This is a genomic window from Accumulibacter sp. (assembly GCF_036625275.1).
Lineage (GTDB): Bacteria > Pseudomonadota > Gammaproteobacteria > Burkholderiales > Rhodocyclaceae > Accumulibacter.
This window is the reverse complement of sequence record NZ_JAZKUD010000035.1, coordinates 19345-43961: the sequence shown is the minus strand read 5'-3', so window position 1 is coordinate 43961 and position 24617 is coordinate 19345. Positions and strand designations below refer to the sequence as shown.

Annotated in this window: 17 protein-coding genes and 2 pseudogenes; 11 read left to right on the top strand and 8 right to left on the bottom strand. The window is 62.0% G+C overall.

Annotation, left to right across the window (positions count from 1 at the left end; all coding sequences use genetic code 11):
• The 5 genes and pseudogenes from V5B39_RS12435 to V5B39_RS12415 all read left to right on the top strand — a co-directional run.
• Nucleotides 1–294: helix-turn-helix domain-containing protein (locus tag V5B39_RS12435; RefSeq protein ID WP_332343211.1), on the top strand; the 294-nt coding region annotated here is incomplete at its 5' end.
• A 22-nt stretch (nt 295–316) separates the two neighbouring features.
• Nucleotides 317–999 (top strand): annotated as a pseudogene (locus V5B39_RS12430) (TIGR02391 family protein).
• Between the two features lie 13 nt (nt 1000–1012).
• Nucleotides 1013–1222, top strand: a pseudogene (locus V5B39_RS12425) (hypothetical protein); the annotation flags it as partial.
• A 119-nt stretch (nt 1223–1341) separates the two neighbouring features.
• A complete protein-coding gene (locus V5B39_RS12420; protein WP_332343212.1) occupies nt 1342–2418 on the top strand; it encodes a hypothetical protein in 1077 nt (358 codons plus the stop codon).
• A gap of 287 nt (nt 2419–2705) precedes the next feature.
• Nucleotides 2706–4079 carry a carbonic anhydrase gene (locus tag V5B39_RS12415; RefSeq protein ID WP_332343210.1) on the top strand — a complete coding sequence of 458 codons (1374 nt, stop codon included), beginning with the start codon at nt 2706–2708 and terminating at the stop codon, nt 4077–4079.
• Between the two features lie 77 nt (nt 4080–4156).
• Here the strand turns inward: V5B39_RS12415 and V5B39_RS12410 are convergent, their stop codons facing one another.
• The 4 genes from V5B39_RS12410 to V5B39_RS12395 all read right to left on the bottom strand — a co-directional run bounded on the left by V5B39_RS12410 (nt 4157) and on the right by V5B39_RS12395 (nt 16289).
• Nucleotides 4157–7243, bottom strand: a complete 3087-nt coding sequence (locus V5B39_RS12410) for a response regulator (RefSeq protein WP_332343209.1) — start codon at nt 7241–7243, stop codon at nt 4157–4159.
• A gap of 100 nt (nt 7244–7343) precedes the next feature.
• The gene (locus V5B39_RS12405) at nt 7344–9524 is read right to left on the bottom strand and encodes a CHASE domain-containing protein (RefSeq protein ID WP_332343208.1); all 2181 of its coding nucleotides are present in this window, start codon (nt 9522–9524) and stop codon (nt 7344–7346) included.
• A 107-nt stretch (nt 9525–9631) separates the two neighbouring features.
• Entirely contained in the window at nt 9632–14884 is a 5253-nt protein-coding gene (locus V5B39_RS12400) for a PAS domain S-box protein (RefSeq protein ID WP_332343207.1), read from the bottom strand.
• A gap of 232 nt (nt 14885–15116) precedes the next feature.
• Entirely contained in the window at nt 15117–16289 is a 1173-nt protein-coding gene (locus V5B39_RS12395; protein ID WP_332343206.1) for a two-component system response regulator, read from the bottom strand.
• 412 nt (nt 16290–16701) lie between these two features.
• On the opposite strand from V5B39_RS12395, the gene V5B39_RS12390 reads away from it, so the two are divergent.
• The gene (locus tag V5B39_RS12390; protein ID WP_332343205.1) at nt 16702–16929 is read left to right on the top strand and encodes an FmdB family zinc ribbon protein; all 228 of its coding nucleotides are present in this window, start codon (nt 16702–16704) and stop codon (nt 16927–16929) included.
• Nucleotides 16930–17049: 120 nt separating this feature from the next.
• The gene (locus V5B39_RS12385; protein ID WP_332343204.1) at nt 17050–17565 is read left to right on the top strand and encodes a DUF6398 domain-containing protein; all 516 of its coding nucleotides are present in this window, start codon (nt 17050–17052) and stop codon (nt 17563–17565) included.
• Nucleotides 17566–17654: 89 nt separating this feature from the next.
• Here the strand turns inward: V5B39_RS12385 and V5B39_RS12380 are convergent, their stop codons facing one another.
• The 4 genes from V5B39_RS12380 to V5B39_RS12365 form a co-directional block, all read right to left on the bottom strand.
• On the bottom strand, nt 17655–18719 hold the full coding sequence (locus V5B39_RS12380) for a GGDEF domain-containing protein (protein WP_332343203.1): 1065 nt from the start codon (nt 18717–18719) through the stop codon (nt 17655–17657).
• 161 nt (nt 18720–18880) lie between these two features.
• Complete coding sequence (locus V5B39_RS12375; RefSeq protein ID WP_332343202.1) at nt 18881–19891, bottom strand: catalase family peroxidase; 1011 nt, start codon at nt 19889–19891, stop codon at nt 18881–18883.
• A 159-nt stretch (nt 19892–20050) separates the two neighbouring features.
• On the bottom strand, nt 20051–20482 hold the full coding sequence (locus tag V5B39_RS12370) for a type II toxin-antitoxin system VapC family toxin (RefSeq protein WP_332343201.1): 432 nt from the start codon (nt 20480–20482) through the stop codon (nt 20051–20053).
• Complete coding sequence (locus V5B39_RS12365) at nt 20479–20712, bottom strand: type II toxin-antitoxin system Phd/YefM family antitoxin (protein ID WP_332343200.1); 234 nt, start codon at nt 20710–20712, stop codon at nt 20479–20481. Before V5B39_RS12365 ends, V5B39_RS12370 begins: the two co-directional genes overlap by 4 nt.
• 733 nt (nt 20713–21445) lie before the next feature.
• Between V5B39_RS12365 and queD the strand changes: the two genes are divergently transcribed.
• Genes queD through V5B39_RS12345 form a run of 4 tightly spaced genes read left to right on the top strand, consistent with a single transcriptional unit; the run spans nt 21446 to nt 24614 of the window.
• Nucleotides 21446–21889: a 6-carboxytetrahydropterin synthase QueD gene (queD, locus tag V5B39_RS12360; protein WP_332343199.1), complete on the top strand. Its 444-nt coding sequence runs from the start codon at nt 21446–21448 to the stop codon at nt 21887–21889.
• Between the two features lie 54 nt (nt 21890–21943).
• A complete protein-coding gene (pxpB, locus tag V5B39_RS12355) occupies nt 21944–22726 on the top strand; it encodes a 5-oxoprolinase subunit PxpB (protein ID WP_332343198.1) in 783 nt (260 codons plus the stop codon).
• Nucleotides 22723–23814 carry a biotin-dependent carboxyltransferase family protein gene (locus tag V5B39_RS12350; protein ID WP_332343197.1) on the top strand — a complete coding sequence of 364 codons (1092 nt, stop codon included), beginning with the start codon at nt 22723–22725 and terminating at the stop codon, nt 23812–23814. Before pxpB ends, V5B39_RS12350 begins: the two co-directional genes overlap by 4 nt.
• Nucleotides 23811–24614, top strand: a complete 804-nt coding sequence (locus V5B39_RS12345) for a LamB/YcsF family protein (protein ID WP_332343196.1) — start codon at nt 23811–23813, stop codon at nt 24612–24614. Before V5B39_RS12350 ends, V5B39_RS12345 begins: the two co-directional genes overlap by 4 nt.
• Nucleotides 24615–24617: the final 3 nt, after the last annotated feature.

Below are 24617 nucleotides of genomic sequence, written 5' to 3'. Positions count from 1 at the left end.
ATTATTGAATCCCTGCGTGGCGACCTGGCTGCGCTCCACGAAGCGGGAGCGATCAGCAAGGTGACGATGCGCGAGTTCGACGCGATCTGCCCGCCGCCAGTGCGGGAGTTCAGCGCTGCCGACATCAAACACCTGCGCGAAGCCTTGAAGTTCAGCCAACCGGTCTTCGCTCTTCATTTGCACACATCGGCCTCGACCGTGCGCAAGTGGGAGCAAGGCGAAACCCACCCCACGGGACCGGCACTCAAACTGCTCAACGTCATCGCCGACAAGGGCCTGCAGGCCATCATCTGATGCCTGATGAGGGAGACAGGCATTGGCGACGCGAATTACCCCGTTCAGCTCACAGCACCTTGAAGCAACGTGCCGCGTGCTCGCCGATACCGAGCGCGGCTTGAGCGGCACACAGATCGAGCGACTGCTGCAAGAAATCGAGATTGCCGACACGTCGCCCGGCATGACCAAGTGGAAGCGATTGTTCAATGCGCTGGCCGGCGCACAGAACCAGCACCAAGTCGGCAACCATCTCATCATGTTCATCAATCGCGCAATGAACCCGGTGAACTACGCCCGTGACCCGGCGACGTTCGCTTGGCGGCGCGACGAACTCAACGTTGTCCTTGCCTTCTCCGGCTTCTACGTGCTCGAAGCGAAAACTACTTCCATGCCGTTTTCGAGGCAACGAAAGGCGTTGCGGAGCGGATTCGCTTGCTGTCGGGCCTGAACGGCGACGGCGCGGAGCTGGTGAACAAGGCATTCACGGGCCAGCAGCCCGTTCTGGCCCTGGGGCCGCTCACCACCGAGTCGGAAAAGAGCGAGCAGAAAGGCTTTGCCAACCTGCTGATCGGCCTGTTCGGCGCCGTGCGCAATCCGCTGGCCCACGCGCCCAAGACGAATTGGCCCATGTCCGAACAGGACGCACTGGACATCCTGACGCTGGTATCGCTGATTCATCGCAAGCTGGATGGCACCATGAAAATAGCTGCCGTATCGCCATAAGGGAAAGATAAGAATGGACGAGGCGATCGTAGTCTTCTCTCGAAAAGGGATCTTCCAGACCACGATCACTGCGCGCGACGTTCGCAGCCGGGAACATGCGCGCAAGCTGTGGCCCCTGGTGTCTCCCGGCGCATCGCGGCAGATGGTGACATGGGTCAGCCCCTTCTTCGAGAGCGAGAAGTTGCGTCGGCGATCCCACTTCCGCGTGCTTCCTGCCCAGCACACCTTTAATGTGAAAGTCGCGTCAGCGACTCACGAATCTCCCCTCCCCACTCGCGGGGGAGGGGCCGGGGGAGAGGGAAACGGTCATGACTTTCATGATCGGGGGTGCCTGGAAAAGTCATGACCGTTAATCCCAAAGCGCACTTCGACGACGAAGAAGCCAGCCGGTGGCGTGCCGTACAGGAAAGTCCCGAACACCGGCAGGCAAAAGAACTGGTCGCGGCCGAACTCTCCCGGCGATTGAACGCTGGCCATGCGATGCCGTGGGCGTTCAAGGATATGGATGCGTCGGACTATCCGCTGGAAGGCAACTTGTTGCTCGGTGCCGACCAAGTGGCAACCGAGCATCCCCTGGAGACGCCATTCGGCAGCAGATTTCGGCTCGACGTTGCGGTGCTCGGGCCACCGGTCCAGATCGAGCCGATGGTGTTGGGCGGCGTTGAAATCGAACTCGGCCACGCCTTCGATGGACGCAAGGCACTGATCGGAAGGTCGCTCGGGTTCCCGCTCATCTCCATCGACATTACCGAGATGACGCTGGCCGAACTCACGCTGGAATGGGCACAGCAGGTGTTGACCGCGACCACGCGGAGCCACGAGCAAGGGCGCAGGCAGACCTACATCTATCTCCACAACCTGCTGTATCCCCTCTATGCGCAATTGCCAACGTGTCTTGACGACGAGCAGCGCCATCAGTTTCTTGTGTTTGCCGATGATGAGACTCTGAACAAGCTGGTGCGCTGGATGAACATGCTCGCCGAGAAGCTGGAGTACCCGAAGGGTACGGTCGCCGTTGCCTTGGTCAATGGCAAGAACGAACAATCGCGCAAGATGCTGGAACGCGCGGGACAGGTCGTTGGCCCCGACTGGAGTGACTTCAATAGCCAACGATGCTTACGGCTGACCTTGCCGCGCCCTAAAGGCCCGGCCGATCTCCAAGCCCATCGCTTCCACATGACGATGGCGCGCATTCTGCTGTCGCGCACAAATGCGCTCGTTGGATACAAGTATTGCAACGGCGTGGACAACAACCACCCCGAAGAAGACGTGTGGGTTGAACGTCGCTGGATCGCCGACCTGAAAACCCATACCCAGCACCGCGTACTGCCAAAACGGCTGGCCGAACCGATCAACAGGCTGATCGCGGTGGTTTCGGACCTGCACCGCAATCGTTCGGAAACTGGCCAAAAGGCGTGACCGTGACCATCCCCGTGTCGGAATCACCTTGCGGGCAAACGCTACAGCGGAGCCAGGCGTCTGTTTGCTGGTTGGACAGATCTCAGTCCGTCGTCGTTTTGGAGGCTCTTTTCCGCGGAGCCGAAGAAGGCAAAAAAGCCTCTGAGGCTTGACAACGGACATTTTTTATGGGCGGGCAAGCATGTACTGTCGCCCAGACCATTCCTGCCTCAAGTTCCCGCCTCAAGTTTCGCGATGATTTTCCGTGAACCAGAGAATGATCAGAGCGAACGACGGGAGGTTCCTTCATGCATCCAAACATCAGGTTTCTTGCCACCGGTCTCATACTCTGCATGCCGGCAATTTCGTCGGCAGCCTGGCAGGCGATTTCCGCCGAGCCAGGTAAACGCGTCGAGATCGACCGCGGCAGTATCCGCAAGGATGAAACCGGAAAGACCGTAGCCTTGGGGCGAATCGTTCTCGAAAAACCGATCATCGATCCCAAAACCTCTTCGTCGTACCGGATTGTACAAGCCCTCAGCCGCTACGACTGTAGCTCGCGCAGCTACAGTACGCTGAAACGCAGCTATTTCAAGGACGAAGGCGAACTGCTCCGGGAGGAGGACGTCAAGGGACAACTCGAGATGCCGGTTCGTTCGGGCATGCTCGACGACAAGCTACTGCGGGAAGTCTGTCGACCGAAACCGGGGCCTGAAACCGCCCTGGCCGCCAGCCGAACCGCCGACAGGGTCAACGAGGCAAGTGGCGAACTGCGCAAAGCCAACGAAGCGCTGGTTCAAAAGGAAGTCCAACGCGCCAATCTGCAAACCCTGGTGGCCGAAAGGATGGTACCCGAGGTCAAACCGCCAACGGGAGCCAAACCGCTTGCGCGCGTTGCGGTCGCTGCCCCGGCGATGCTTGCTGTTGCTGCCCCAGAGCCTCACCGCGCAGCAAAATCGCGACCAGCGACCAGCGATCAACACCCCCTCCCCTCCTACGCACATGCGCATGTTCACTGGGCTTACGAGGGTGAGGGCGGGCCCGAGAACTGGGGCAAGCTGAAGCCGGAATTTGCCACCTGCGATACCGGCAAGCGGCAATCTCCAATCGATATTCGCGACGGCTTCCGCGTCGACCTCGAAGCCATTGAATTCAACTATCGACAGTCACCGTTCCGCGTCATCGACAATGGCCACACCATCCAGGTCGAGGTGAGCGGCAACAGCATCCGCCTGCATGGCAAGACCTACGACCTGATTCAGTTTCACTTTCACCGACCCTCCGAGGAGCGTGTCAACGGCAAATCCTTCGACATGGTCGCACATCTGGTGCACAAGTCGGAGGAAGGCAGACTTGCCGTCCTCGCTGTACTCCTCGAGAGGGGCATGGAAAATCCGCTGATCCAGACAGTATGGAACAATCTACCGCTGGAGAAGAACGAATACGTGAATTCCACAGGGCCGGACATCGATGTCGCGCAGTTACTGCCCCAGGACCGTAGCTACTATACCTATATGGGCTCGCTGACGACGCCTCCGTGCTCCGAAGGGGTGCTCTGGCTGGTGCTCAAGCAGGCGCAACAGATCTCGCCTGAGCAGTTCGCGATTTTCACCCGGCTGTACCGGCACAATGCCCGGCCGGTGCAGCCGAGCTTTGGCCGGATGATCAAGGAGTCACGCTGAAGCCGACATCTTGCTGCCGCGATAGCCTTTCTGGCTGCCCACACGCTTTACAAGGCTGCGCACTGCGCATGTTGAATTCAGGGGGCCAACTCGGGAGAAGCAGCGCGGGCAGCGCGGATCGAAGCCAGGGCGGCACCGTACTCGAAGGCGTCGAACTGCCGTTCCAGGTCGTCCACCTGCTCGCCGAGGGCCATTCGCAATAGGGAAGCCGACTCGCGAAAGACCAGATTCGACTCGATATCGTCCGCCTGCAGCAGATCTTCCAGCCGGTCCAGGGCCGCGCGCACCTTGGGCCAATCCACGGTAACCGGAGCAGGCACCCTCTCGACCGGCAACGCTGCCAAAAGAGCGGTTGCAAATGCGTCCAGCGCGGTGTCGACGATCACCGCCAGACGATCGACGTCCGCCGTCGCGCACCGGTCGCGAATTGCCTCCTCCAGCCTGGCTGCCAGCAGTTGTAACCGGATCGCACCGAGTGTGCCCGCCACACCTTTCAGAGAATGGGCCAACCGTTCGGCCTCGGCATGGTCTTCGGCAGCGTAACGGTCGCGCAGCACCGCCATGTCGCCGCGATGGGTCTCGGCGAAGCGGCGCAACAGACGCGCATAGCTGGCAACCCGTCCATGCACGCTCTTCAGGCCCAGAACCGGATCGAGGCCGGGAACCGACCGGAGCCGCGCGCATAATAAGTCGACATCCGTGGCTTTTGCTTGCCGCGTCGGCGACGTGACGGACGGCGGCGCGCGGCAAGGCAACCACTTCGCGAGCGCCGCGAGCAGCGCCTGCGGGTCCAGCGGCTTACCGACGTGATCGTTCATGCCCGCTTCCAGGCAGCGCTGGCGATCCTCGGCGAAAGCGTTGGCAGTCGCAGCCAGGATCGGAGTGGCCTCCCGACCCGGCAGGCTGCGAATCCTCCGGGTCGCTTCCAGCCCGTCGATGACCGGCATCTGCACGTCCATCAGGATCAGGTCGTAGGCCGTTCGCCGCGCCATCTCGACCGCATCGGCGCCGTTCCGTGCCAGGTCGATTCGAATGCCTGTGCTCTGTAACAGTTCCCGAACCACTTCCTCGTTAATGGGATCATCTTCTGCCAACAGCAACCGAAGATCGCGATAATCGCCCGTCGGTGCCTCGTCGATCGGCACAACCAGGGTTGAATCACGTGCGTTGTGGTCGGTGCCATACACCACGCGCAACAGCGCGTCGTGCACGCTACTGGGCGTGACCGGCTTTACCAGAACAGCCTGGAGGCCCGCACGTTCCAGCTCTCCTTCCGGCAACTGCTGTGCATAAGCCGTCACCAGCAGATGCGCCGGCGGTTGCCGCAGCGGCAGTGCTCGCAAGCGCGCGGCAGTTTCCACACCGTCCCGTTCCGGCATGCGCCAGTCGAGCAGGATCACGTCGAATGGGTCGGCCACCCGATCGGCACTATCGATGACCGCCAGCGCTTCCATTCCCGACGTAACCGTCTCCACCCGCAACCCAAGATCGCGCAGGATCGCGCCAAGAATCTCTCGCGATTCGGCCAGATCGTCCGCCACCAGCGCTCGCCGTCCCTTCAGGGTACCGTTCGCACGTCGCCGGACGAAGCCTTCCCTGCTCTTGCCGAGACGCACCGCGAACCAGAAGTGACTGCCCTCACCGGGGTGACTTTCGGCCTGTATCGTGCCACCCATCATGTGCACCAGCCGCTGGCTGATCGCCAGTCCCAGACCCGTACCGCCGTAGCGGCGGGTCGTCGAGCCATCAGCCTGCTCGAAAGCCCCGAACAGGCGGCTCAGACTCTCGGGCGCGATACCGACACCGGTATCGCGCACCTCGCAGCGAACGAGAACGTCCGCGTCAGTCTCCTCGACTTTCCGGACACGGAGGAGAACGGAGCCATGATCGGTGAATTTGACGGCATTGCTGGTGAAATTGAGCAGAACCTGACCCAGGCGCATGGCGTCGCCGTACAGCCTGGTGGGCAAGGTGGTATCGATATCGAAAACCAGCTCGATCCCTTTCGCCACAGCCTGCTCGGAAAACAGGACGCGTATTTTGTCGAGCACGGTTTCGAGTTCGAAATCGGTCTGCTCAAGGTCGAGCTTGCCGGCCTCGATCTTCGAAAGGTCGAGGATGTCGTTGATGATCGACAGGAGGTGGTGAGCGGCATCGGCGATCTTGCCCAGTTGCGCCTGCTGGCGGGGATCGCTGGCGGTTCGCCGCAGTAGATGGGTCAAGCCGATGATGGCGTTCATCGGTGTGCGGATTTCGTGGCTCATGTTGGCCAGAAAAGCGCTTTTGGCTCGGCTGGCGGCCTCGGCAGCGTCACGCGCGGAGGCCAGTTCGACGGTGCGCGTAGCCACCAGATCTTCCAGATGAAGCCGGTAATGATCCAGCTCGCTTTCGGCCCGCTTGCGCTCGGTGATGTCCTCGAAGCAGGTGTAGACCTCGACCAGCCGGCCATCCTTGAACAGTGGCATGGCGGTGACGTCGAGCCAGACGTACTGTCCAAGTCCGGGATTGAACACGCCCATCACCACATCGCGCACCGGTTGGCCGGTTCTCAGGGCGACCATGCTCGGATGCTGATCGCCGGGAAACACGGAACCGTCCTCGTGCAGCGCACGCCAGCACGAACCGAACGAACCCCGATTCTGCAACTGCTGCAAGCCAAGGCCCAGGATGCGTTCGGCAGCCGGATTGGCGGCCGTCACGCAGCCCTCGAGGTTCTGATAAACGATGCCTTGTGGGACGGTCTCGAACAGCATCCGATAGCTCTGCTCGCTTCTCCTGAGCGCTGCCTCGGCCGCGTATTTGTAGAGCGCCATTTCGATGACGACTTTGAGTTCCCGGTCGTCGAAAGGCTTCAGGATATATCCGAGGGGCTCGGCCTGCCTGGCGAGCTGGAGCGTGGCGTCTTCCGAATAGGCGGTGAGGAACACCACCGGAATCCCGAAGCGCCGGCGGATTTCCTGCGCCGCAGCGATGCCATCCATGGCGCCAGCCAGATGGATGTCCATCAGCACCAGGTCGGGCCGCAACCATTCGCTCAGTTCGATCGCCCGTTCACCACTCGGACAACCGTCGGTTGCCCGGTAACCAAAGCGGATCAGACGTGCCTTGATATCCGCCGCCACGATGAATTCGTCTTCGACGACGAGGATGGCTTTCCCTGTCATGCGCTGTTCCTGCTCGGAGGTGATGAATCAATCAATCTACCGCGCGGCCGATCTGCAGCGTCGCCCGCTCGCTCCTCGCCCATCCATCTGATAGGTCTCGTCATTCGCTCACTTGCGACGATTGGTTCACAAGCTCTCGGCTCGCTTTGCTCGGGAACGCGACCTGGAACTCCGTGCCGCCTTCATATCCGATGTCGACCACACCCTGCAACTGTGCTGCCAGCATGAACACCAACTGGAGCCCCAAAGTGTCGCTGCTGCGCGGGTCCCGTCCAGGCGGCAGTCCCACTCCGTCGTCTGCCACGACGAGCGTCAGCAATCCCTCAGACCGCATCCCTGCCTGCACGCTGATATGTCCGCTTCGCCCCGCCGGGAAAGCGTGTTTCAAGGCATTGGAAACCAGTTCATTGATGATCAGTCCGCAGGGCACCGCCTGATCCAGCGGCAGGGAAATGTCATCGATCCGGTGCTCCAGCCGAACGTGTGGAGCCACCGACCCTGCCGTTTGCCACAACTGGAGGCACAGGCTGTCCACATACTGCGGCATGCTGATCCGTGCGAGACTGCCGGATCGGTACAGTGTCTCGTGCAGCAGCGCCATCGACCGGATTCGGCTCTGCGTGTCGCGCAAGGTGTCTTGCGCTTCCAAAGCCTGCGTCCGATTCAGTTGCAGGTTGAGCAGGCTGGTGATGATTTGCAGGTTGTTCTTGACCCGGTGATGGACTTCCTTCAACAGAACCGTTTTCTCTTCCAGCGACGCCCGCAGGGCTTCCTCGGCCAGCTTGCGGTCGCTGATGTCGGTGCAGATCGCGCCCAGGGCATCGATCCGACCGCTGGCATCCCGCAGGGGGAATTTCACCGAAACGTAGGTATGCCGACCATCCTTGAGCAGCGCAGACTCCTCGAATTCCAGAGACTGACCTGATTCGAGCACTTGCCGATCGTTGGTCGTAAAGGCCTCCGCATCATTCTTCGGAAAAAGCTCGGCCACCGTGCAACCGAGCAGTCGTTCTCGCGGCAAACCGACCACCGCTTCCGTATGGCGATTGACAACCATGAATCGTCCCTGGAGATCCTTGATCCAGACCAGGCTCTCGGCGTTGTCGAAAAATGCCTTCAGACGCCCCTCGCTGGCCGTGAGTTTCCGGTTCGTTTGCGCCGTCTCGCGCAAAGCTGCGGCGACGAGGAGCTGACCCCACGCAAGCACTCCGACCAGGGCGGCCAGCAACACGCTGCCGACGCTGCCGGCACCGGCGATCAGTTTTGATTCTTCGGTGTGGAGCCGCGCGTCGAAGACGGCCTTGGAAGTCAGGAGTACCGACCAGCGATGGCCACCGTACTCGATCAACCGAAGCGTGCGAAACGCGGCGCCATCGGACAGACGGTGTTCCTGATCGGCATCGAACATCAGTGCGTCGGGCACCAGCAGGGTGCCATCGTAAATCTCCACGTCGAGCGCCGCGAGCATATCCTCGAATCCGACAGCCCCGAGTACGCTGCCCATCAGGTCGTGCATGCGCAAGGGCGAATACGTCCAGCCCAGTAGATTGGCCCGGCGTTGATCCAGGGTATCGTGTGGAACGCCGTGACGATAAACCGGTACGTAAATGAGGAAACCGGGCTGGACGCCGGTCGACGTCTCCTGCACCAGCGTGACCCTGGCCGACAGGGCCGCCCGGTTTTCATCGCGCGCCCGCGCCATCGCCGCCTGGCGCACCGGTTCAGAGAACATGTCGTAGCCGAAGGCGCGCAGGTTGCGGCCGGAGAAAGGTTCCAGATAAATGATGGAACTATAGATTTCGCGCTCGCCGTCGGGGCGGATGGCGTAATCGGCAAAGCCTTCCCGGCGGATGGCGGCCGTATGCGCGGCCCTCTGGTCGGGCGGAACGACCAGCGAGAATCCCACGCCCAGAATGCCGGGGTAGTTTTCGTCGAGACGCAATGCCGTGACGTAAGCGCGAAAATCCTGGCGCGTTACCTCATCCGAGGCGTCGAACAGACCGGCGACTCCGCGCAGCACCTGGACGTTGCCATTGAGGCGGTATTCGATCGCATAAACCACCTTGTCTGCCCAGAATTCGAATTCCGCTCCAAGTGTCCGATCCGCGTCCTGGTAGGCGCTCCGCCACAGCCCATGGGTCACCGCCAGACCAAAGACCAGTACCAGCCACGGCAGCACCAACAGAAACTGCCGTCCCTGGGCGAGGGTAGCGATTCTCTTGCGCCAGCCCGAATCGGGCGCGCGCAGCGCGTCCAGCGACGGCCGCAATCTATCGCCCATGTGCGTGAACGTTCTTCATCCCGACGAGCATGCGATACCTGTCCTGCGACTCGTGTCCTGACCTGATGAATTATGAGCCATTGCCCGAAAAAATTCCTTTAATTTGATCAGGTCTTTTCCGCGCGCGCCTCTCGCAGGACCGCGAGCGCCCGTTCAAAATCGAAACGATCGATGTTTCGCGCCAGCTTCTTCACCGTCTCATCCCCCAGGGCGGCGCGCAGCAGGGGAGCATTGGTGCGGAAAGTGTCGCCGGCACGAATATCGTCTTCAGACAGCAGCGCCTCGAGTTCGGCCAGCGCCACACGGGCGCGTGGCCAGTCCGGATCGGCGCAGGACACGACCGCTTCGGCAGACAGTGCCGCGCGCAAGGCGGCTACCAACGCACTCTGCGCGGCTTCGACCTCTGCCACCAGCCGCCCGGTCTCGGCTGCCGACCGCTCTTCGCAAAAGGCCTCCTCCAGTTTGGCAGCCAGTGTCTGCAGCCGGACGGCGCCCAGGGTGCCCGCCGCACCGCGCAAGGAGTGGGCCCAGCGGCGGGCCGCGACATGGTCACCGACGGCCAGGTAGCGCCGCAACGCCATGCCGTCGTCGGCGCTGGACTCGGCGAACTGCCGCAGCAGCCGCAGATAGGTGTTCGACCGGCCCTGTACGCGCTCGAGGCCCAGGCGCGGATCGAAACCGGGGATCGCCGCCAGTCGATCCGGCAAGTCGGTGGCCGGCGCGGTGGCCAGCTCGGTGGAAGGTGGGGAGCCGGAGGTCGGCGCGCTTCGATCCGGCAACCACTTCAGGAGCGTCGCAAACAGGACATCGGGGTCCACCGGCTTGCCGATATGGTCGTTCATGCCTGCATCCAGACAGCGCCGCCGATCTTCTTCGAAGGCATTGGCGGTCATCGCCAGAATGGGGACATGCTCCCGGCCGGCCAGTGCGCGAATCGCCCGGGTCGCTTTCAGTCCGTCGAGCACCGGCATCTGCACGTCCATCAGGATCAGGTCGTAGTCAGTCTTTCGTGCCAGATCAATCGCCTCGGCACCATGCTGCGCGACATCGACGATGAAGCCGACTTCTTGCAGCAAGCCCAGCGCCACTTCCTGGTTGATGGGGTTGTCTTCCGCCAGCAGCAGACGAGCGCCGCGGTGGTGTCGCGCCAACGCGCGTTCGGCGCTGGTCTCGGGAAGCGCGCCTGCCATCGACTCGTCGCGCGCCGGTGTCCGGGCCGCGCCGACACGCTTTTCGAGGTGGACGACGAACCAAAACGTGCTGCCGTGACCGGGTTGGCTCTTGATGCCGAGCGTGCCGCCCATCAGCTGCACCAGCCGCCGGTTGATCGACAATCCCAAACCCGTTCCGCCAAACTGGCGCGTGGTGGAACTGTCCCCCTGCTCGAAATCGTTGAACAGCCGCTGTTGATCCTCCGGCTCGATACCGGGGCCGGTGTCCTGGACTTCGAAACGAACCTGCCAGCCGGTGGCCGTCTCCTCCAGGGCTCTCGCCCGAAGCGTGATGGACCCGCGTTTGGTAAACTTGACTGCGTTGCCGGCAAAGTTGATCAGGATCTGCCCGAGCCGCAAGGAGTCGCCGCACAGCCTCCCCAGCACCGGATCGATGTCGGTGACGAGCGCCAGCCCTTTTGCTCGCACCTTGTCACCGATCAGAACGAGAACCTGGGCAAAGACCTGGTCGAGAACGAACTCGGATCGTTCGAGTTCGAATCGGCCCGCCTCGATCTTGGAGAGGTCGAGCACATCGTTGATGACCCCGAGCAGGTGATCGGCGGCGCCTTCGATCTTGTCCAACTGTTCCCTGAGCTTCGGATCGCTCGCCCTGCGCCGCGCCAGGTAGGTCATCCCGAGAATGGCGTTGAGCGGCGTACGGATTTCGTGGCTCATGTTGGCGAGAAACGTGCTCTTGGCCCGGCTGGCCTCCTCCGCCGCGTTCTTGGCCACGGCCAGGGCCGCTTCGGCACGGCGACGCATGACAATTCGCCAGAGGTCGTCGCCAATCAACTGCAGTTCGTGCTCGTCTGAGCGATCGTAGTCGGTGGGCTTGTTGCCGACGCCGAACAACACCCGGACCTGGCCATTTTCGACGATTGGTACGCCCAGGTGACGAATCAGGTGGGCGTGGCCCAGCGGGTAGCCCTGCCGATCGGGCAGGCTCTGGTAGTCGTTGTGGACGACCGCGCGGCGCAACCGGGCGGTATCGGCCCAGACCCCGGCCATCGAGATCGGGTAGTGGCTGTCGTAGGCGGCAGTGCAATGCTTCAGAGTCGCAGCCGACCAGGTGTAAAGCTGGAGGGTTTCCTGGTCGTCGTTGACCAGGTGCAGGTAGCCGATCTCGCTGCCGGTCAGACGAACCGCTTCCTCGATGCCGCGCTGCAGGAGCTCGCGCTCGTTCATCCGATCAGCCTGCTGGCTCATCTCGAACAGCGCCTTGAGCCGCATGTCGCTGATCAGCAGTTGCCGGTTGGCGGCTTCGAGTTCGGCCGTTCGCGCGGCCACCAGTTCTTCCAGATGGTAGCGGTGCTGCTCCAGTTCGGCGGCGACCTGCTTGCGCTCGGTAATGTCCTGGAACGTACCGGTCATGTACGTTTCTCCCTGGTGCTCAATCCGGCCGACGCAGCGCAACTCCGCCCAGAAGCGGCGTCCCGATGCGGCGATCATCCCGCATTCCAGGCAGAAGGGAGTTCCACGCTCCCAGGTTTCCTGCAGGTTCTGACGGACGACGGCCTGGTATTCGGGCGCGTAATACCGCAACCCCTCTTCCAAAGTGGCGGGTGGCTGGTCCAGGGGATGTTCCACCAGCCGGAAGACCTCCTCGGTCCACATCAGCGTGTCCGTCACCGGATTGGCTTTCCAGCCACCGGCACGGGCGATGGCCTGGCTTTCCCGCAGGAACATCGTCGTTTCCCGCAGTGCTGTTTCGGCGCGCTTCTGCTCGCTGATGTCGTGCCAGATACCGAGGAAATAGTCGCGACCGTGCAGATGGATGGCGCGCACGGTGACCTGTGTATCGAGAATTCGGCCATCCTTGCAGCGGTGCCGGGCGTCGAAGGTCGCGCCACCGACGGCGAGCAGCCGCGCGCACAAGGCCCTGATCTCGTCCTCTCCCCGATCGGCCTGGATCGCCACCAGCGACAACCCCAGCAGTTCCTCGCGGCTGTAGCCCAGCATCCGGCACGCTGCGCCGCCGACCTCAACGAACCGAAGCGTTTGCGCATCCACCAGATCAATGGCCTCGCCAGCCTCATTGACGATCGTGCGATATAGCTCCTCCCGCTCGCGCAGCGCATCCTGCGTCGCCCGCATCACGGTGATGTCGTGAGCGATGCCGAGCACGCCGATCAGGCGGCCGTCGCTGGCGTGCATCGGCGTCTTGATGGTTTCGAACAGACCGCGTCGACCGTCAGCGGCAAAGGTGAGCCATTCTTCGTTGATGCGCGGCCCACCGGCCGCCACGGCGGCCCGGTCATTCGCCCGAAAGAAATCGGCCAGTTCCGGATCGACGAAGTCGTAGTCGGTTCGGCCGACGATCCTTGCTTCAGGGGCGAAGTACAAGCGCTCGAAAGCCGGGTTGCACGCAAGATAGACCCCTTCCGGGTCTTTCAGCCAAACCAGGTCGGGGATGGTCCGGATCAGCGTCTGCAATTGCGCACGTTCGTCTTCCAACGCGCGCTGCGCCCTGTTCCGCTCGGAGACATCGCGGAAACTCCAGAGGCGCGCCTGCCTGTCATCGAGAGGAAACGCCCGCGTGAAGCGTTCGAAAATCCGGCCATCCTTGAATTCCAGAATGTCCCACCGACTTTCGTCCGTCCGGTAGAGTCGCTGCACGTCCCGCAGGAAAGCTTCGGGATCGGACACTTGGTCCAGCACATGACCGAGCAGCCGCTCGTCCTGCCCGGCAGCCATCAGTTCGTTCGGTATTCGCCACAATTTCTGGAAGCGGCGGTTGGCGTTCAACACCGCGCCGTCGTCGCCGATCACCAGAATGCCGTCGGCAGTGGAATCCAGGGTGGCGCGCAACAGGGCTTCGCCACGCTGCAGCGCTTTCTGCTGCCGGACAGACTCCGTGATGTCGCGCGAGACCCCGACAAGCGCCGGCTGACCGTTCCAGCGGCCGGTCACCACGCGGGTATCCACCGGGATCAGCGTGCCGTCGGCCTTCTGCAATGGCAAGGAGCAATGCGCACGGGTGCCGGCCAGGATCTCTGCAACCATACGCCGGCACTCGTGGAGTAGCTCGGGGGGATGAACGGCCGAGACCGGTTGACCGAGCCGCGCATCACCGTAGCCCAGTCCTTCCGCGACGGCCGCGTTGTAGTACAGGATGCGGCCTTCCGTATCGAGCACGAACACATAATCGGCGATGGCGCCGAACAAGCCCTCCAGGTCGTACCGGTGGTTGGCGGCTTTTTCCTGGCCCCGGAGACGTTCGAGCGCCAGGGTGAACTGGCGCGCGAGTGTTTCCAGGGCGGTCACGGTCAACGGCCGCACCGCACCCACTTGCTTGCTGGCCAGGTTGAGGCAGGCCACTGGCTCGTCGTCGACGTGGATAGGCAGAACCACCAGCGACACGATGCCCTCTTCGACCAGTCCCGGCTCGCCAACCAGCGAGGAGTCGGTACAATACTCTTGTGGGGGTGCGCAACTGCATCGCAAATGCCCCTGGCGGATCACTTCCGCCTGCGGCGAATCTGCCGCCAGGTGGCGAACCTGAGCGAAAAAAGTCTCGGACAAGCCCCGCTCGACTGTTAGGCGATAGCCGCCGTCGGGCTCGCGCCAGTAGAGTCCTCCGCCGTCCAGCTCGGGCAGGCGCAACGCGCTGTCCAGGATCGCCGGCAGCAGCCTCTCGCGATTTGGCGCTGCTGCGAGCATCCCGGAGAATTCGTGCTGTATCTGCAGCAACAACTCGGTGTGCTTGCGCTCGGAGATATCGATCATCGTGCCCGCGGTCAGCAGCGGGCGGCCCGCCTCGTCCCGTCGTACGACCCGGCCACGCGCGTTGAACCAGATCCATCCTCCGTCCGCCGTGCGCAAGCGATATTCGGCTTCGTACAGCCGGGTTCCGGTCGCCAGCAGCGTCGCCTCGACCCGCGCCAGCACCTCCGGTTTGTCGTCCGGATGGATCAGATCGAGCCAGGCCCCGAGGCTGGTCGGAACCTGATCGATGCGGTAGCCCAGGAGGGCGCGCAGATGGGTATTCCAGATGCAGCAATCAGCAACGTGGTTGTACTCCCAGACGCCGATGCCGGCGGCTTCGAGCACCCAATCCAGCGAAGACTGCATGCGTGCGGGTTGTTCGCCAGGCGCTGTCCGTCGTTCCATGCGGTCAGACGGATCGGAGTCGATCGGGGGTTTCATTCAGTTACTCGGTCCATGGGGATTGGCGGATCATGATGATGCGACGCACGGATGGGGTATGACGAGTCGTGTTGCCCTCTGTTCACCGTCACCCTGCCCACGCCGGAGAGCAAACCCGATGCGCGCTTGCCGTTCCCCGCGACGGCAGGGAACGGTGTTCATGCGTGCGTTCACCCTGGGGAAAGATCGCGACCACCGGGCTTTGGCCGGACCTCGGCAGCGCGCCGCCGACTCAGGCCCGAAGACTTTCGACTCGGCCCTCAACCCGGTCCAGCTTCGCCCTCAGCGCCTTTTCGTCATCGCTATAGCGTTCGGCGACGGCCATGAACTGGCCAAAGGAAGCAAGAAAAGCCTCCACCACATTCGGGTCGAAATGCCGCCCGCTCTCTGCGGCGATGATGTTGCGTGCCTGGTCGGAAGGCATGGGGGGTTTGTAGACGCGCCGCGTGATCAGCGCGTCGAAGACATCGGCCAAAGCCATCAGGCGAGCCGGGATGGGGATCGCATCCCCGGCAAGCCCTTCGGGATAACCGCTGCCGTCCCACCGCTCGTGATGGTAATGGGCGATTTCTTTGGCCAGCACGAGGAATTCGACCCGCTGTTCGGCGTCACTCTCGGCATGCTCGATGGCCTCCCTGCCGATCCTGGCGTGCGTTTGCATGATTTTCCACTCGTCTGGATCGAGCTTGCCGGGTTTCAGCAAGATATGATCGGGGATACCGACCTTGCCGATATCGTGTAGCGGCGCCGACTTGGCCAGGAGTTGAATGTTGCGGTCGGTCAGGAACGGTGCAAAACCCGGATGCTCCTGCAACGCCATGGCCAGAATACGCACATACTCCTGAGTGCGGCGCAGGTGATTGCCGGTTTCCGGATCGCGCGTTTCCGCCAATCGCGCCAGCGCGTGGATACTGATGTCCTGGACGAGTTGATTCTCGGCCATGCGTCGGGCTATTTCCGCCTCGAGAAACGCGTTCTGGTCTCGCAACCAGTCGCGCGCCCGCTTCAGCTCGAGTTGGGTGCGGACGCGAGCCAACACGATCAGTGGTCGCAGGGGCTTGGTGATGTAATCGACCGCACCGCTTTCCAGACCGTGATGTTCGCTGACGGCCGTATCCAGAGCAGTCACGAAAATGACCGGAATATCGCGCGTTCTCGAATCCTCACGCAGGCAAACCAGGACCGCATAGCCGTCCATATCCGGCATCATGACATCGAGCAGGATCAGATCCGGCTTCGGATCGGAAACCGCGATACGCAGGGCACTCCGGCCCGAATTCGCCACCCTGACCCGATAATCGGCCGATTGCAGCAGTTCGCCCAGAACCGTCAAGTTCTCGGGCGTGTCATCGACAACCAGAAGCGTTGCCTTCTCTTCGGTTGCCAACAAGCTTTTCGCGTTCACGGATCACTCCCCGGTATCAAAGTCTGCCCATCAAAGCCACGATGGGGAATCCAGCCACACCGCAGCCGAGTGTAGAACCCCCGCCTGGCGACGTCAATCGCCAGGACGCTGATGGGTGCGAATGAAAGTGTGGGTCGCAGTCCCTTGTTCGATGCAAAGGCATTGTTCTAACAGCCCAAAGTCATTCCGGTGTACGCCGGAATCCAGATTCGTTTATCTGATCAAAATGTTAAAGAGCCCGTTCGAAAAACGAACTGGATTCCGGCGAATGCTTTCGCACCACCCAGGCAAAAATGGGAGAATGGCGCACTGGCGATCATCGCCATGCCTGCACCAATCACGACCTGTTCGCAACATCGGCGAATAGACGGGTTGGCAAGGATCATTCAGGATCATTTGGAGTATCGACATCATGCCCATCTACGAATACGCGTGTGCCGCCTGCGGCAAGGAGTTCGAGAAGCTGGTACGCCAGTCTTCGCCGGCTCCAGAGTGCCCGGATTGCCATAGCACCGACCTGCGCAAGAAACTGTCGGCCTTTTCGGCCTTGACAGGTTCGGCTACAGGCACGCCTGATCTTCCCGGCCCATGCGGAAGTTGCGGCCACCCTGACGGTCCTGGCGCCTGCCACTTTCAGTGAGAGGCCTGATTGAATCACCGGGATGAATGCAGCGGCTGCGTTTAACCGACTGAACGTCGGCGAGGACGGGGTTATAATTTTCGACATACTGCGCTCACATTTCATCGGATGGTTACGTTCATGTCCCAGAGAATCCCCAAGGCTATGGCAGAGAAGTTCGCCGCCATCACGACCCTGACCGACGCCTTCTGCGACGAGAAGCTCAACGCGGAATACCGGGAAATAATCCACCAGGTGATCGGTGCCCTTGCCAGAAAACGGCCATCCCCTCTGTTACGCGGTATGGAGAAGGTCTGGGCGGCCGCGGCTGTGCATGCAGTGGGACGAGTCAATTTTCTGGACGACCCGTCTCAGACACCGCACTGTAAACCCAGCGTGATCTACGGATATTTCGGGATTGCCGAAAGCACCGGGCAGAACAAATCCAGGGAAATCCGGGAAACTCTCAAGATGGGCCCTTTCTCGCCTGAATGGACGTTGCCCAGTCGTCTCACGAAGAATCCGCTGGTGTGGATGCTGCAGGTTAACGGTTTGATGGTGGACATCCGTCACGCGCCGCTAGAAGTGCAGCGGATAGCCTTCGAGAAAGGTCTGATTCCGTTCATTCCTGCCGAGCAGCCGAACCAGGAGGAATGAGCCGAATTTTGGAGATGGCGCATGACCCGAGCGATCCCTATCGTCGGGACGCCGGTGCGAAGGAACCCACGGGCATGTGATCTGAGAGATCAGCCTTGAAAAACCACCCGGTTTCGTCCTTCTTCCTTGGCCACATATAACCGCCGATCCGCTACCCGCACCAGCTCCTCGATACTGATTTCCCCGCCTCCCGCGAGTTGGCTCGCTGCGACCAGACCGACGGAGACGGTGACCGGGACCCGCTCCCGATTGAAGATAAAATCGGTGTTGGCCACCGCCTGCCTCAAGCGCTCGGCAAACTGGATACCGTTCTTCAAGCTGCCGATGGAGAATCCGTAAAACTCCTCGCCGCCATACCGGCCGATCTCATCCTCATGCCGCTTGGTGGCGCGCATCACCTCCGCGAAGCCGATCAAGACCTGGTCCCCGGCCTGATGGCCATGGGTGTCGTTCACCACCTTGAAATGATCGAGGTCCAACAATAGAAAGACAAAATCGTTGATGTGGCCGCGGCGGAGATTACCAATATTGATATCGAGTATCCGTTGGAGAATGGTCCGTTTCGGCAAGTTGGTCAGTTCGTCGAAATAGCCGATTTTTTCCAGCAGATCCTTCTGCTCCATCTCCTTGGTGACTTCGGTCAGGCAGCCAATGGAGAGACAGATCTGGTCTTCGGCAAAGACCTCGATGTTGGCTTGGTCCTTCAGCCAGATCGTCTTCCCCCCCGGCAAGGCCAGTTGATAAACAAATTCCACCGCCCCCGCCCTTTTCACCTCCTCGCGCAAACCGGCCTGATCGCTGCGCAACTCGGCCTGGGTGACGATCTCTTCCTTCACCTTGCTCTCCCGCTCGGCGTACCGGTAAAGACGCCGATCGACGATACTCTGGCGAAAAACCTCGTCGACTTTCCCCCGATCGCAGCCGAGAAGGGCAAGAAACCGCGCTCCGACATATTCATACCAGATGATCTTCTCATGCTCGCGCCAGGCGGCGATATAGGGGATGACCGGCGAGGAAATCTTCTCCAGGGCCGCCATCGCGGCGACACACTCCGCGAGCCGCTGACACAGCCGCGGCGAAATCCTGCCCGCAAGCATCCTGCCGCCCAGCTCGGCCCAATTGGTCGCCACTGTCCGTGCCTTGCCCTTGCTCATGCTCCCCCCTCGCACTTACTCGTCGACTCCGAGATTCAAGCTTGACGGGCCATGCATCGGCCCTCATACACTTCCCAGCCGCCGCTGGATTTCCTATCCGTCAGGAAATGCCGGGCCGCCGACTCAGGTTCAGCGCAGCGCACCCGGCAAGATGTCGGCGGTTACTGCTGTTTGGCGCCTTCGACCAGGCGGCGTCCCAGCGAAACGGCGTAAGGCGCCGCACGTGCCGCCAGCATCGGGTCTGCCGATGCCTCAACCCCCTTGGGCAGGACCATCGGGTTATAGGTAATGCTCAGGCAGGGACCCTCTGCGTCCGCCGATACCGATGTGATCTTGAGCGTTCCCAGCGTGACTTTCTTGCGGCCTTCCGGCAGCGGGACCGTGGCGTTGTCGATCTTGTCACCCGATTGAGCCAGTTCAAGATTGAAGTGGAACGCCACCTTGCCCTCCTTTACCCGTTGGCGCAGATCATCAAACAGAAAACTCGGACCCTTGGCCTTGGCTTCGTTGTCGCTCAGGCCCTGAACGCCCGCTACGGGTTCAAAAATCCACTTGCCGAATTGCTTTTCACCGCTCGCGCTGACCAGGCCAAAGCCATGCACGCCCCAGTAGTTGATGCTGCCAAAACTGGCCGGTACAGGCTGAGAAGCCAGATACTTGGGCAGGAGCAGCACGTCGGGGTTGGCCTCATTGAAAGCCTTGACCTTGGCAGGATCGGGCTGCTTGGTAGCGGGGTCGGGCTGGCGGGAGGCAAGCAGCGCGAAGAATTGCTGCGGCGACGAGGCGCCAAACACGGGCGCCGAGATGTTGCCCATCTGCCATTGCTCGCCGCCGGGCAGATCGAATTGCAGTGCCATGTTGCGTTGTGACTTCGCGTTGTCCGGCGCTTTGGGGTTGGCTCCACCGACGGAAAAGCGAACAATCACGGGCACCGGTTTGCCGCTGAATGCCGACGCGGTGGACAGTTTGCGGGCTTCCGCTGTGCCGACGAATTCGCCCACCGCACAGATGCCTTTGGCGCCCGAACGACGGTATCCCTCGAACTTGCCGAAGGTAGCCTCGAACTGATCAACGAAGGCAGAGGGGTCCACCGGGTCGGACGACTGCGCAAAGGCATTGACGGCAGAAAAAACGGCAACTGCTGCGGCGGCGGATACGAAAGGTGTTGTCATTTGAGTAGCACTCCAGATATTGAAAAAAGAGCCGTTGAAGTCTTTTGCTTGGCTATCAGCGTCCCTGCAAAGTGAGTCGATTCCCGATCGATAAGCTTACAAGCAGTCACATCAGGCTGAGCCATGACGCGGTACTTCCTCACCGTAGACGATGAGCCTTCAGTAGAAGCGATGTACGGTGAAACCGAGTGCTTCGGCGGCGACGGCCCGGACTTTGTCAGCCGTGGCAAACGCGCTAGCACCGCAGGCGCGTGCAGCGGCGAGATGCAAGGCATCGGGCGCACGCAGGGAAATTGCCGGGAGAATGTCAATCAAGTCACGAGCTGCGGCATAGTCATTCAGGGCAACCGACTGAATCTGCCAGGCGCCGCAGCGCACATGCCCGTCAAATTCGGCCAGTGCGCGCTGTTCGAGCGCGGCGTCGATCTGTCCGGCACGCTTGCGCCGTGCCAGCAGGCAGCGGAATTCGACCAGCGTCAGGGCCGCGGTTGCTGGTGCCCCCTGACGATCAGTCCAGTCGAGAACCTGTAGCGACCAGGGCTCGCGCACATAGCATTTCGCCAGGGCGCTGGTATCGATATAAGCGGTCAACAGTGATTTTCCCGGTCTTCGGCGAGCAGGGCTTCACTGGGGATCGTCTGCAACGCCTGACTGGCCAGAAAGTCGCGCAGCGAACCCAGGCCTGGTTTAGGCGGGTGTATCGGCAAAATGCGCGCCACCGGTTCACCGCGCCGCGTGACGATGACCTCGTCGCCGTCGGCGAACAGTTGCTCGAGGTGGGAAAGGCCTTCGCGGGCCTCACGGATGGTGACGGTGCGCATCACGAATCTCCTGGTGTCACAACGGCAGGTATTGTGTCACAACAGGTATCCTCCTGCAGCAATTCCAAATTTAAGACCGTCATGATACAAAGGTTTTTTCAGATTTGAGTGAAGAGTTCCGATGGCTGTTGAGGTGAGGACTGAATGGCCGGTTTTTACGGCGAGCCTCATGATTAATCGGATTCGCGCCCCCTTTCGCGACCTGCCCGATGCGCGCAAAGGGGGCAACCATCAGCGCTACACGATGGAAGACGCCGCGCTCGGTGCCTTTTCGGTGTTTTTCACCCAGAGTCCTTCGTTCCTGAATTCTCAGGGGCGCCTGCAGAAGGAACGAAAATGCCACAACGCCACAGCCTTGTTCGGCATGCCTCAGATTCCCAGCGCTCCCCAGATCCGCAATCTACGGGACCCGGTGTCCCCCCGAGCATGTCACGCCATGACGGATGGAGACGGTCGAAGGGCTCCACCAGTTGCTATCGCGCCATACGCGCCCAACTGCCCTCTCGACACACCTTCTTCGAACCTCTGCGCGCACTCGTTCAGGACCTCCCTTGCCAATCCTGGGACACTCTCTTCGACTTCATGCTCGATGCCCTCAAACCCGTGCCTCGCAAAGCCAATGTCCGCCCAAATACCGGCTAGGGCAAATTTGGAATTGCTGCGGCGTCGCCGCGTCCGCAGGGGCCGAGAGTGGCGGTGCTATAATCGCGCCTTCTTTTCCGGTGCCCTTCCGATGCTTATCACCCGTCGCCTCGAATTTGACGCTGGCCACCGCATTCCCGACCACCAGAGTGAATGTCGGCATCTGCACGGGCATCGCTATGCAATCGAGATTACGCTTGCCGGCGACATCGTTCGCCAAGACGGCGACCCGGCCAACGGCATGGTGATGGATTTTTCCGAAGTCAAGACCCTGGCCTGTGAACATCTGGTCGATGCCTGGGATCATGCCTTCCTGGTCTATGCCGGCGACCTGCCGGTGGCGAGTTTTCTGGCGTCGCTTCCTGGACACAAGACGGTGCTGCTCGATTGCGTGCCCACGGCCGAAAACCTTGCGCAGACAGCCTTCTCGATTCTCGACGCGGTCTATCGGGACCGCTATGGCAGGCGCTTGCGTCTCGAGCGCCTGCGCCTCTACGAAACGCCCAATTGCTGGGCGGAAGCGGTTCGCGAGTAGGGAAGGACGAGCCGCGCATGCGGGCTGGCCCGGCGATCTGAAGGAGATGGCGGCATGAGCTTGCGCATCCTCAACGCCGGAGATACGGCGCTGACCATCGAGTTCGGCGAGCGCATCGAGCGGCACCTGCTGGCCGCGGTCGCGGCGCTCGACGCGGCGCTGGCGCGGGCGATCGGCCGCGGCGAGCTGCGCGGGATCGTCGAAACGGTGCCGACCTTCCGTTCGCTGACCGTCATCTATGACCCCTTGCTGTGCTCGCGTGCCGAAATCGAACCGGCCGTGATGGCATACGCAGAGACCGCACTGCGCTCGTCGGTGGCCAGGGATGGGCCGCACCGCGGACGTGTCTGGCAATTGCCAGTCTGTTACGGCGACGAGATCGCTGCCTGCGGGCCGGATCTCGATGAACTCGCACAGGCTTGCGGCTTGCCACCGGCCGAGGTGATTCGTCGGCATGCTTCCGTCACCTACGAGGTCTACATGCTTGGCTTCCAGCCGGGTTTTGCCTTTCTGGGCGATCTGCCGGCACAGATCTCGCGTCCACGCCGCAGCGAGCCGCGCCTGCGCGTGCCAGCGGGCAGTGTGGCGACCGCCGGCACCCTGACTGCGATTTATCCCTGGGAAAGCCCCGGTGGCTGGCACCTGCTGGGTGCCTGTCCGGTGCCACTGTTTTCGGCGAACTGGCCACAGGCGGCGCTGCTCCTGCCTGGCGACCGGGTATGCTTCCGGGCGGTCGCAGCCACCGAGTATCGCTTGCTGCTCGCAGAAATGCCGAAATTGTGCGCGGCAGCGCAGCCGCCTCTGGTTTTCCTGGTCGATGGCGAAGCCGGTCGATGAACGCTTTTCTCGAAATCGTCAACCCCGGCGCGCTGGCTTCGCTCCAGGATCTTGGCCGACCAGGGTTCCGTCGGCTTGGCGTGCCGCGCGCCGGTGCATTGCAGCCGGACTGGCTGCGCCTGGCCAATGCCTTGCTCGGCAATCCCGAAGGTGCCCCGGCGATCGAATTTTTTGTCGGCGGCCTGGCAGTGCGGGCGCTCGACTCACCGGTGCAGCTTGCGCTGGCCGGAAATTTTTCGGCTGCCGTGGTTGGCGCCGGCGGGTGTTGTCGCCTCGAATCGTGGCGCAGTGTAACGCTCGCGCCCGGCGAGACCCTGCGTTGTGGCCTGCTGTCGTCGGGCCGGGTTGGCTACCTCGCGCTGGCCGGGGTCAGCGTCCACAAGCAACTCGGCAGCGCATCAACCTATGCGCCTGCCGGCCTCGGTGGCCTCGACGGTCGCTGCTTGTCGCCCGGAGTCCGCCTGCCGGTCGGCGAGTGCAGGGCCGGCCAACAAATGCTGCGAACCTTGCCGCCGCTGAATGCGGCGCCGATTCGCGTCGTTCCCGGACCACAGGAGGATTACTTCACTGCGGCGTCGCTGGCCTGCTTCCTGAGTGAGCCCTACCAGGTTTCCGCCGCGACCGATCGCATGGGCATGCGTCTGCATGGTCCCGTGCTCAGACATCGCCCCGAGAAAGGCTCCGAGATGACTTCGGACGCGACTGTGCCGGGGTCGATTCAGGTACCGGGCCAGGGACAGCCGATCGTGCTCCTCGCCGATGGCCAGACCGCGGGCGGTTATCCGAAGATCGCGACGGTGATCTCGGCCGATCTGCCGCGCCTGGCCGTGCTGGCACCAGGACAGTGGATTCGCTTTGCTGCCGTTTCGGTGGCGGATGCCGAACGAGCGGCGCGCACGCACGCGGCAGCTCTGCACGCACTGATCGCCGGCATCGGGCCGTTGGCGGAAGAGGAGAGGCTCGATCTGCAGGCAATTTACGCCGCCAACCTGGTCAGTGGTGTCGTCAATGCCTGCGAGGTGGATCCGGTGGCCTGGGCGGCGACGCCTGGACAGGATGCCCCGCCTTCACAGTGGGAGGGAGGATGACCGGCAGAATCAATCTCAACGCCGACCTCGGTGAAAGTTTCGGGGCCTGGAAAATGGGCAGCGATGATCAACTGCTGCGCATCATCGGTGCGGCCAACATCGCCTGTGGTTTCCATGCCGGCGATCCGCTGGTGATGCGCCGCACGGTTCGACAGGCACTGGCTGCCGGCGTCAGTCTCGGCGCACATCCCTCATTTCCCGACCTGCAGGGTTTCGGTCGGCGGGCGATGCAACTTCCGGCGGCAGAAATCGAAGCGATGCTGATTTACCAGATCGGCGCCCTTGCCGGCATGGCACAAGCCGAAGGCGGGCGGCTGACGCATGTCAAGCCACATGGTGCGCTGAACAACATGGCCTGTGAGAATGCGGCGCTGGCGGGCAGCGTGGTGGCTGCGATCAAGAGCTTCGATCCTGCACTGATCTTGCTCGCGCCGGCGCTTTCGCAGCTTTTGCTGGCGGGTGCAGCCGCGGGCCTGCCAGTCGTCGCCGAAGTCTTTGCCGATCGCAGTTACACCGACACCGGCAAGCTCGTGCCGCGCAGCCAGCCCGGTGCGGTTCTCCATAACGCCGACGCCTGCGTCGAGCAGGTGCTGCGCATGCTCGACGCAGGCGGTATCGTCAGCCTGAGCGGCCAACTGATCCGCACCGAATTTCACAGCATCTGCGTCCATGGCGACGGCCCGCAGGCGGTGGCCGCGGCGACCGCCATCCGTGCCGCACTGCTCGACACCGGTATCCTCCTGGTGAAGCTTCCGGAAGCGCTCAAGTCCGCATCTGACGTTTTGCCGGCAATGGTTTAGAAT

Excerpts from the sequence above, each read along its gene's own strand:
- V5B39_RS12420 (WP_332343212.1), top strand. The coding sequence starts at position 1,342 with ATGACCGTTAATCCCAAAGCGCACTTCGACGACGAAGAAGCCAGCCGG.
- V5B39_RS12415 (WP_332343210.1), top strand. The coding sequence starts at position 2,706 with ATGCATCCAAACATCAGGTTTCTTGCCACCGGTCTCATACTCTGCATG.
- V5B39_RS12410 (WP_332343209.1), bottom strand. The coding sequence starts at position 7,243 with ATGACAGGGAAAGCCATCCTCGTCGTCGAAGACGAATTCATCGTGGCG.
- V5B39_RS12405 (WP_332343208.1), bottom strand. The coding sequence starts at position 9,524 with ATGGGCGATAGATTGCGGCCGTCGCTGGACGCGCTGCGCGCGCCCGAT.
- V5B39_RS12400 (WP_332343207.1), bottom strand. The coding sequence starts at position 14,884 with ATGAAACCCCCGATCGACTCCGATCCGTCTGACCGCATGGAACGACGG.
- V5B39_RS12390 (WP_332343205.1), top strand. The coding sequence starts at position 16,702 with ATGCCCATCTACGAATACGCGTGTGCCGCCTGCGGCAAGGAGTTCGAG.
- V5B39_RS12385 (WP_332343204.1), top strand. The coding sequence starts at position 17,050 with ATGTCCCAGAGAATCCCCAAGGCTATGGCAGAGAAGTTCGCCGCCATC.
- V5B39_RS12380 (WP_332343203.1), bottom strand. The coding sequence starts at position 18,719 with ATGAGCAAGGGCAAGGCACGGACAGTGGCGACCAATTGGGCCGAGCTG.
- V5B39_RS12375 (WP_332343202.1), bottom strand. The coding sequence starts at position 19,891 with ATGACAACACCTTTCGTATCCGCCGCCGCAGCAGTTGCCGTTTTTTCT.
- V5B39_RS12365 (WP_332343200.1), bottom strand. The coding sequence starts at position 20,712 with ATGCGCACCGTCACCATCCGTGAGGCCCGCGAAGGCCTTTCCCACCTC.
- queD (WP_332343199.1), top strand. The coding sequence starts at position 21,446 with ATGCTTATCACCCGTCGCCTCGAATTTGACGCTGGCCACCGCATTCCC.
- pxpB (WP_332343198.1), top strand. The coding sequence starts at position 21,944 with ATGAGCTTGCGCATCCTCAACGCCGGAGATACGGCGCTGACCATCGAG.
- V5B39_RS12350 (WP_332343197.1), top strand. The coding sequence starts at position 22,723 with ATGAACGCTTTTCTCGAAATCGTCAACCCCGGCGCGCTGGCTTCGCTC.
- V5B39_RS12345 (WP_332343196.1), top strand. The coding sequence starts at position 23,811 with ATGACCGGCAGAATCAATCTCAACGCCGACCTCGGTGAAAGTTTCGGG.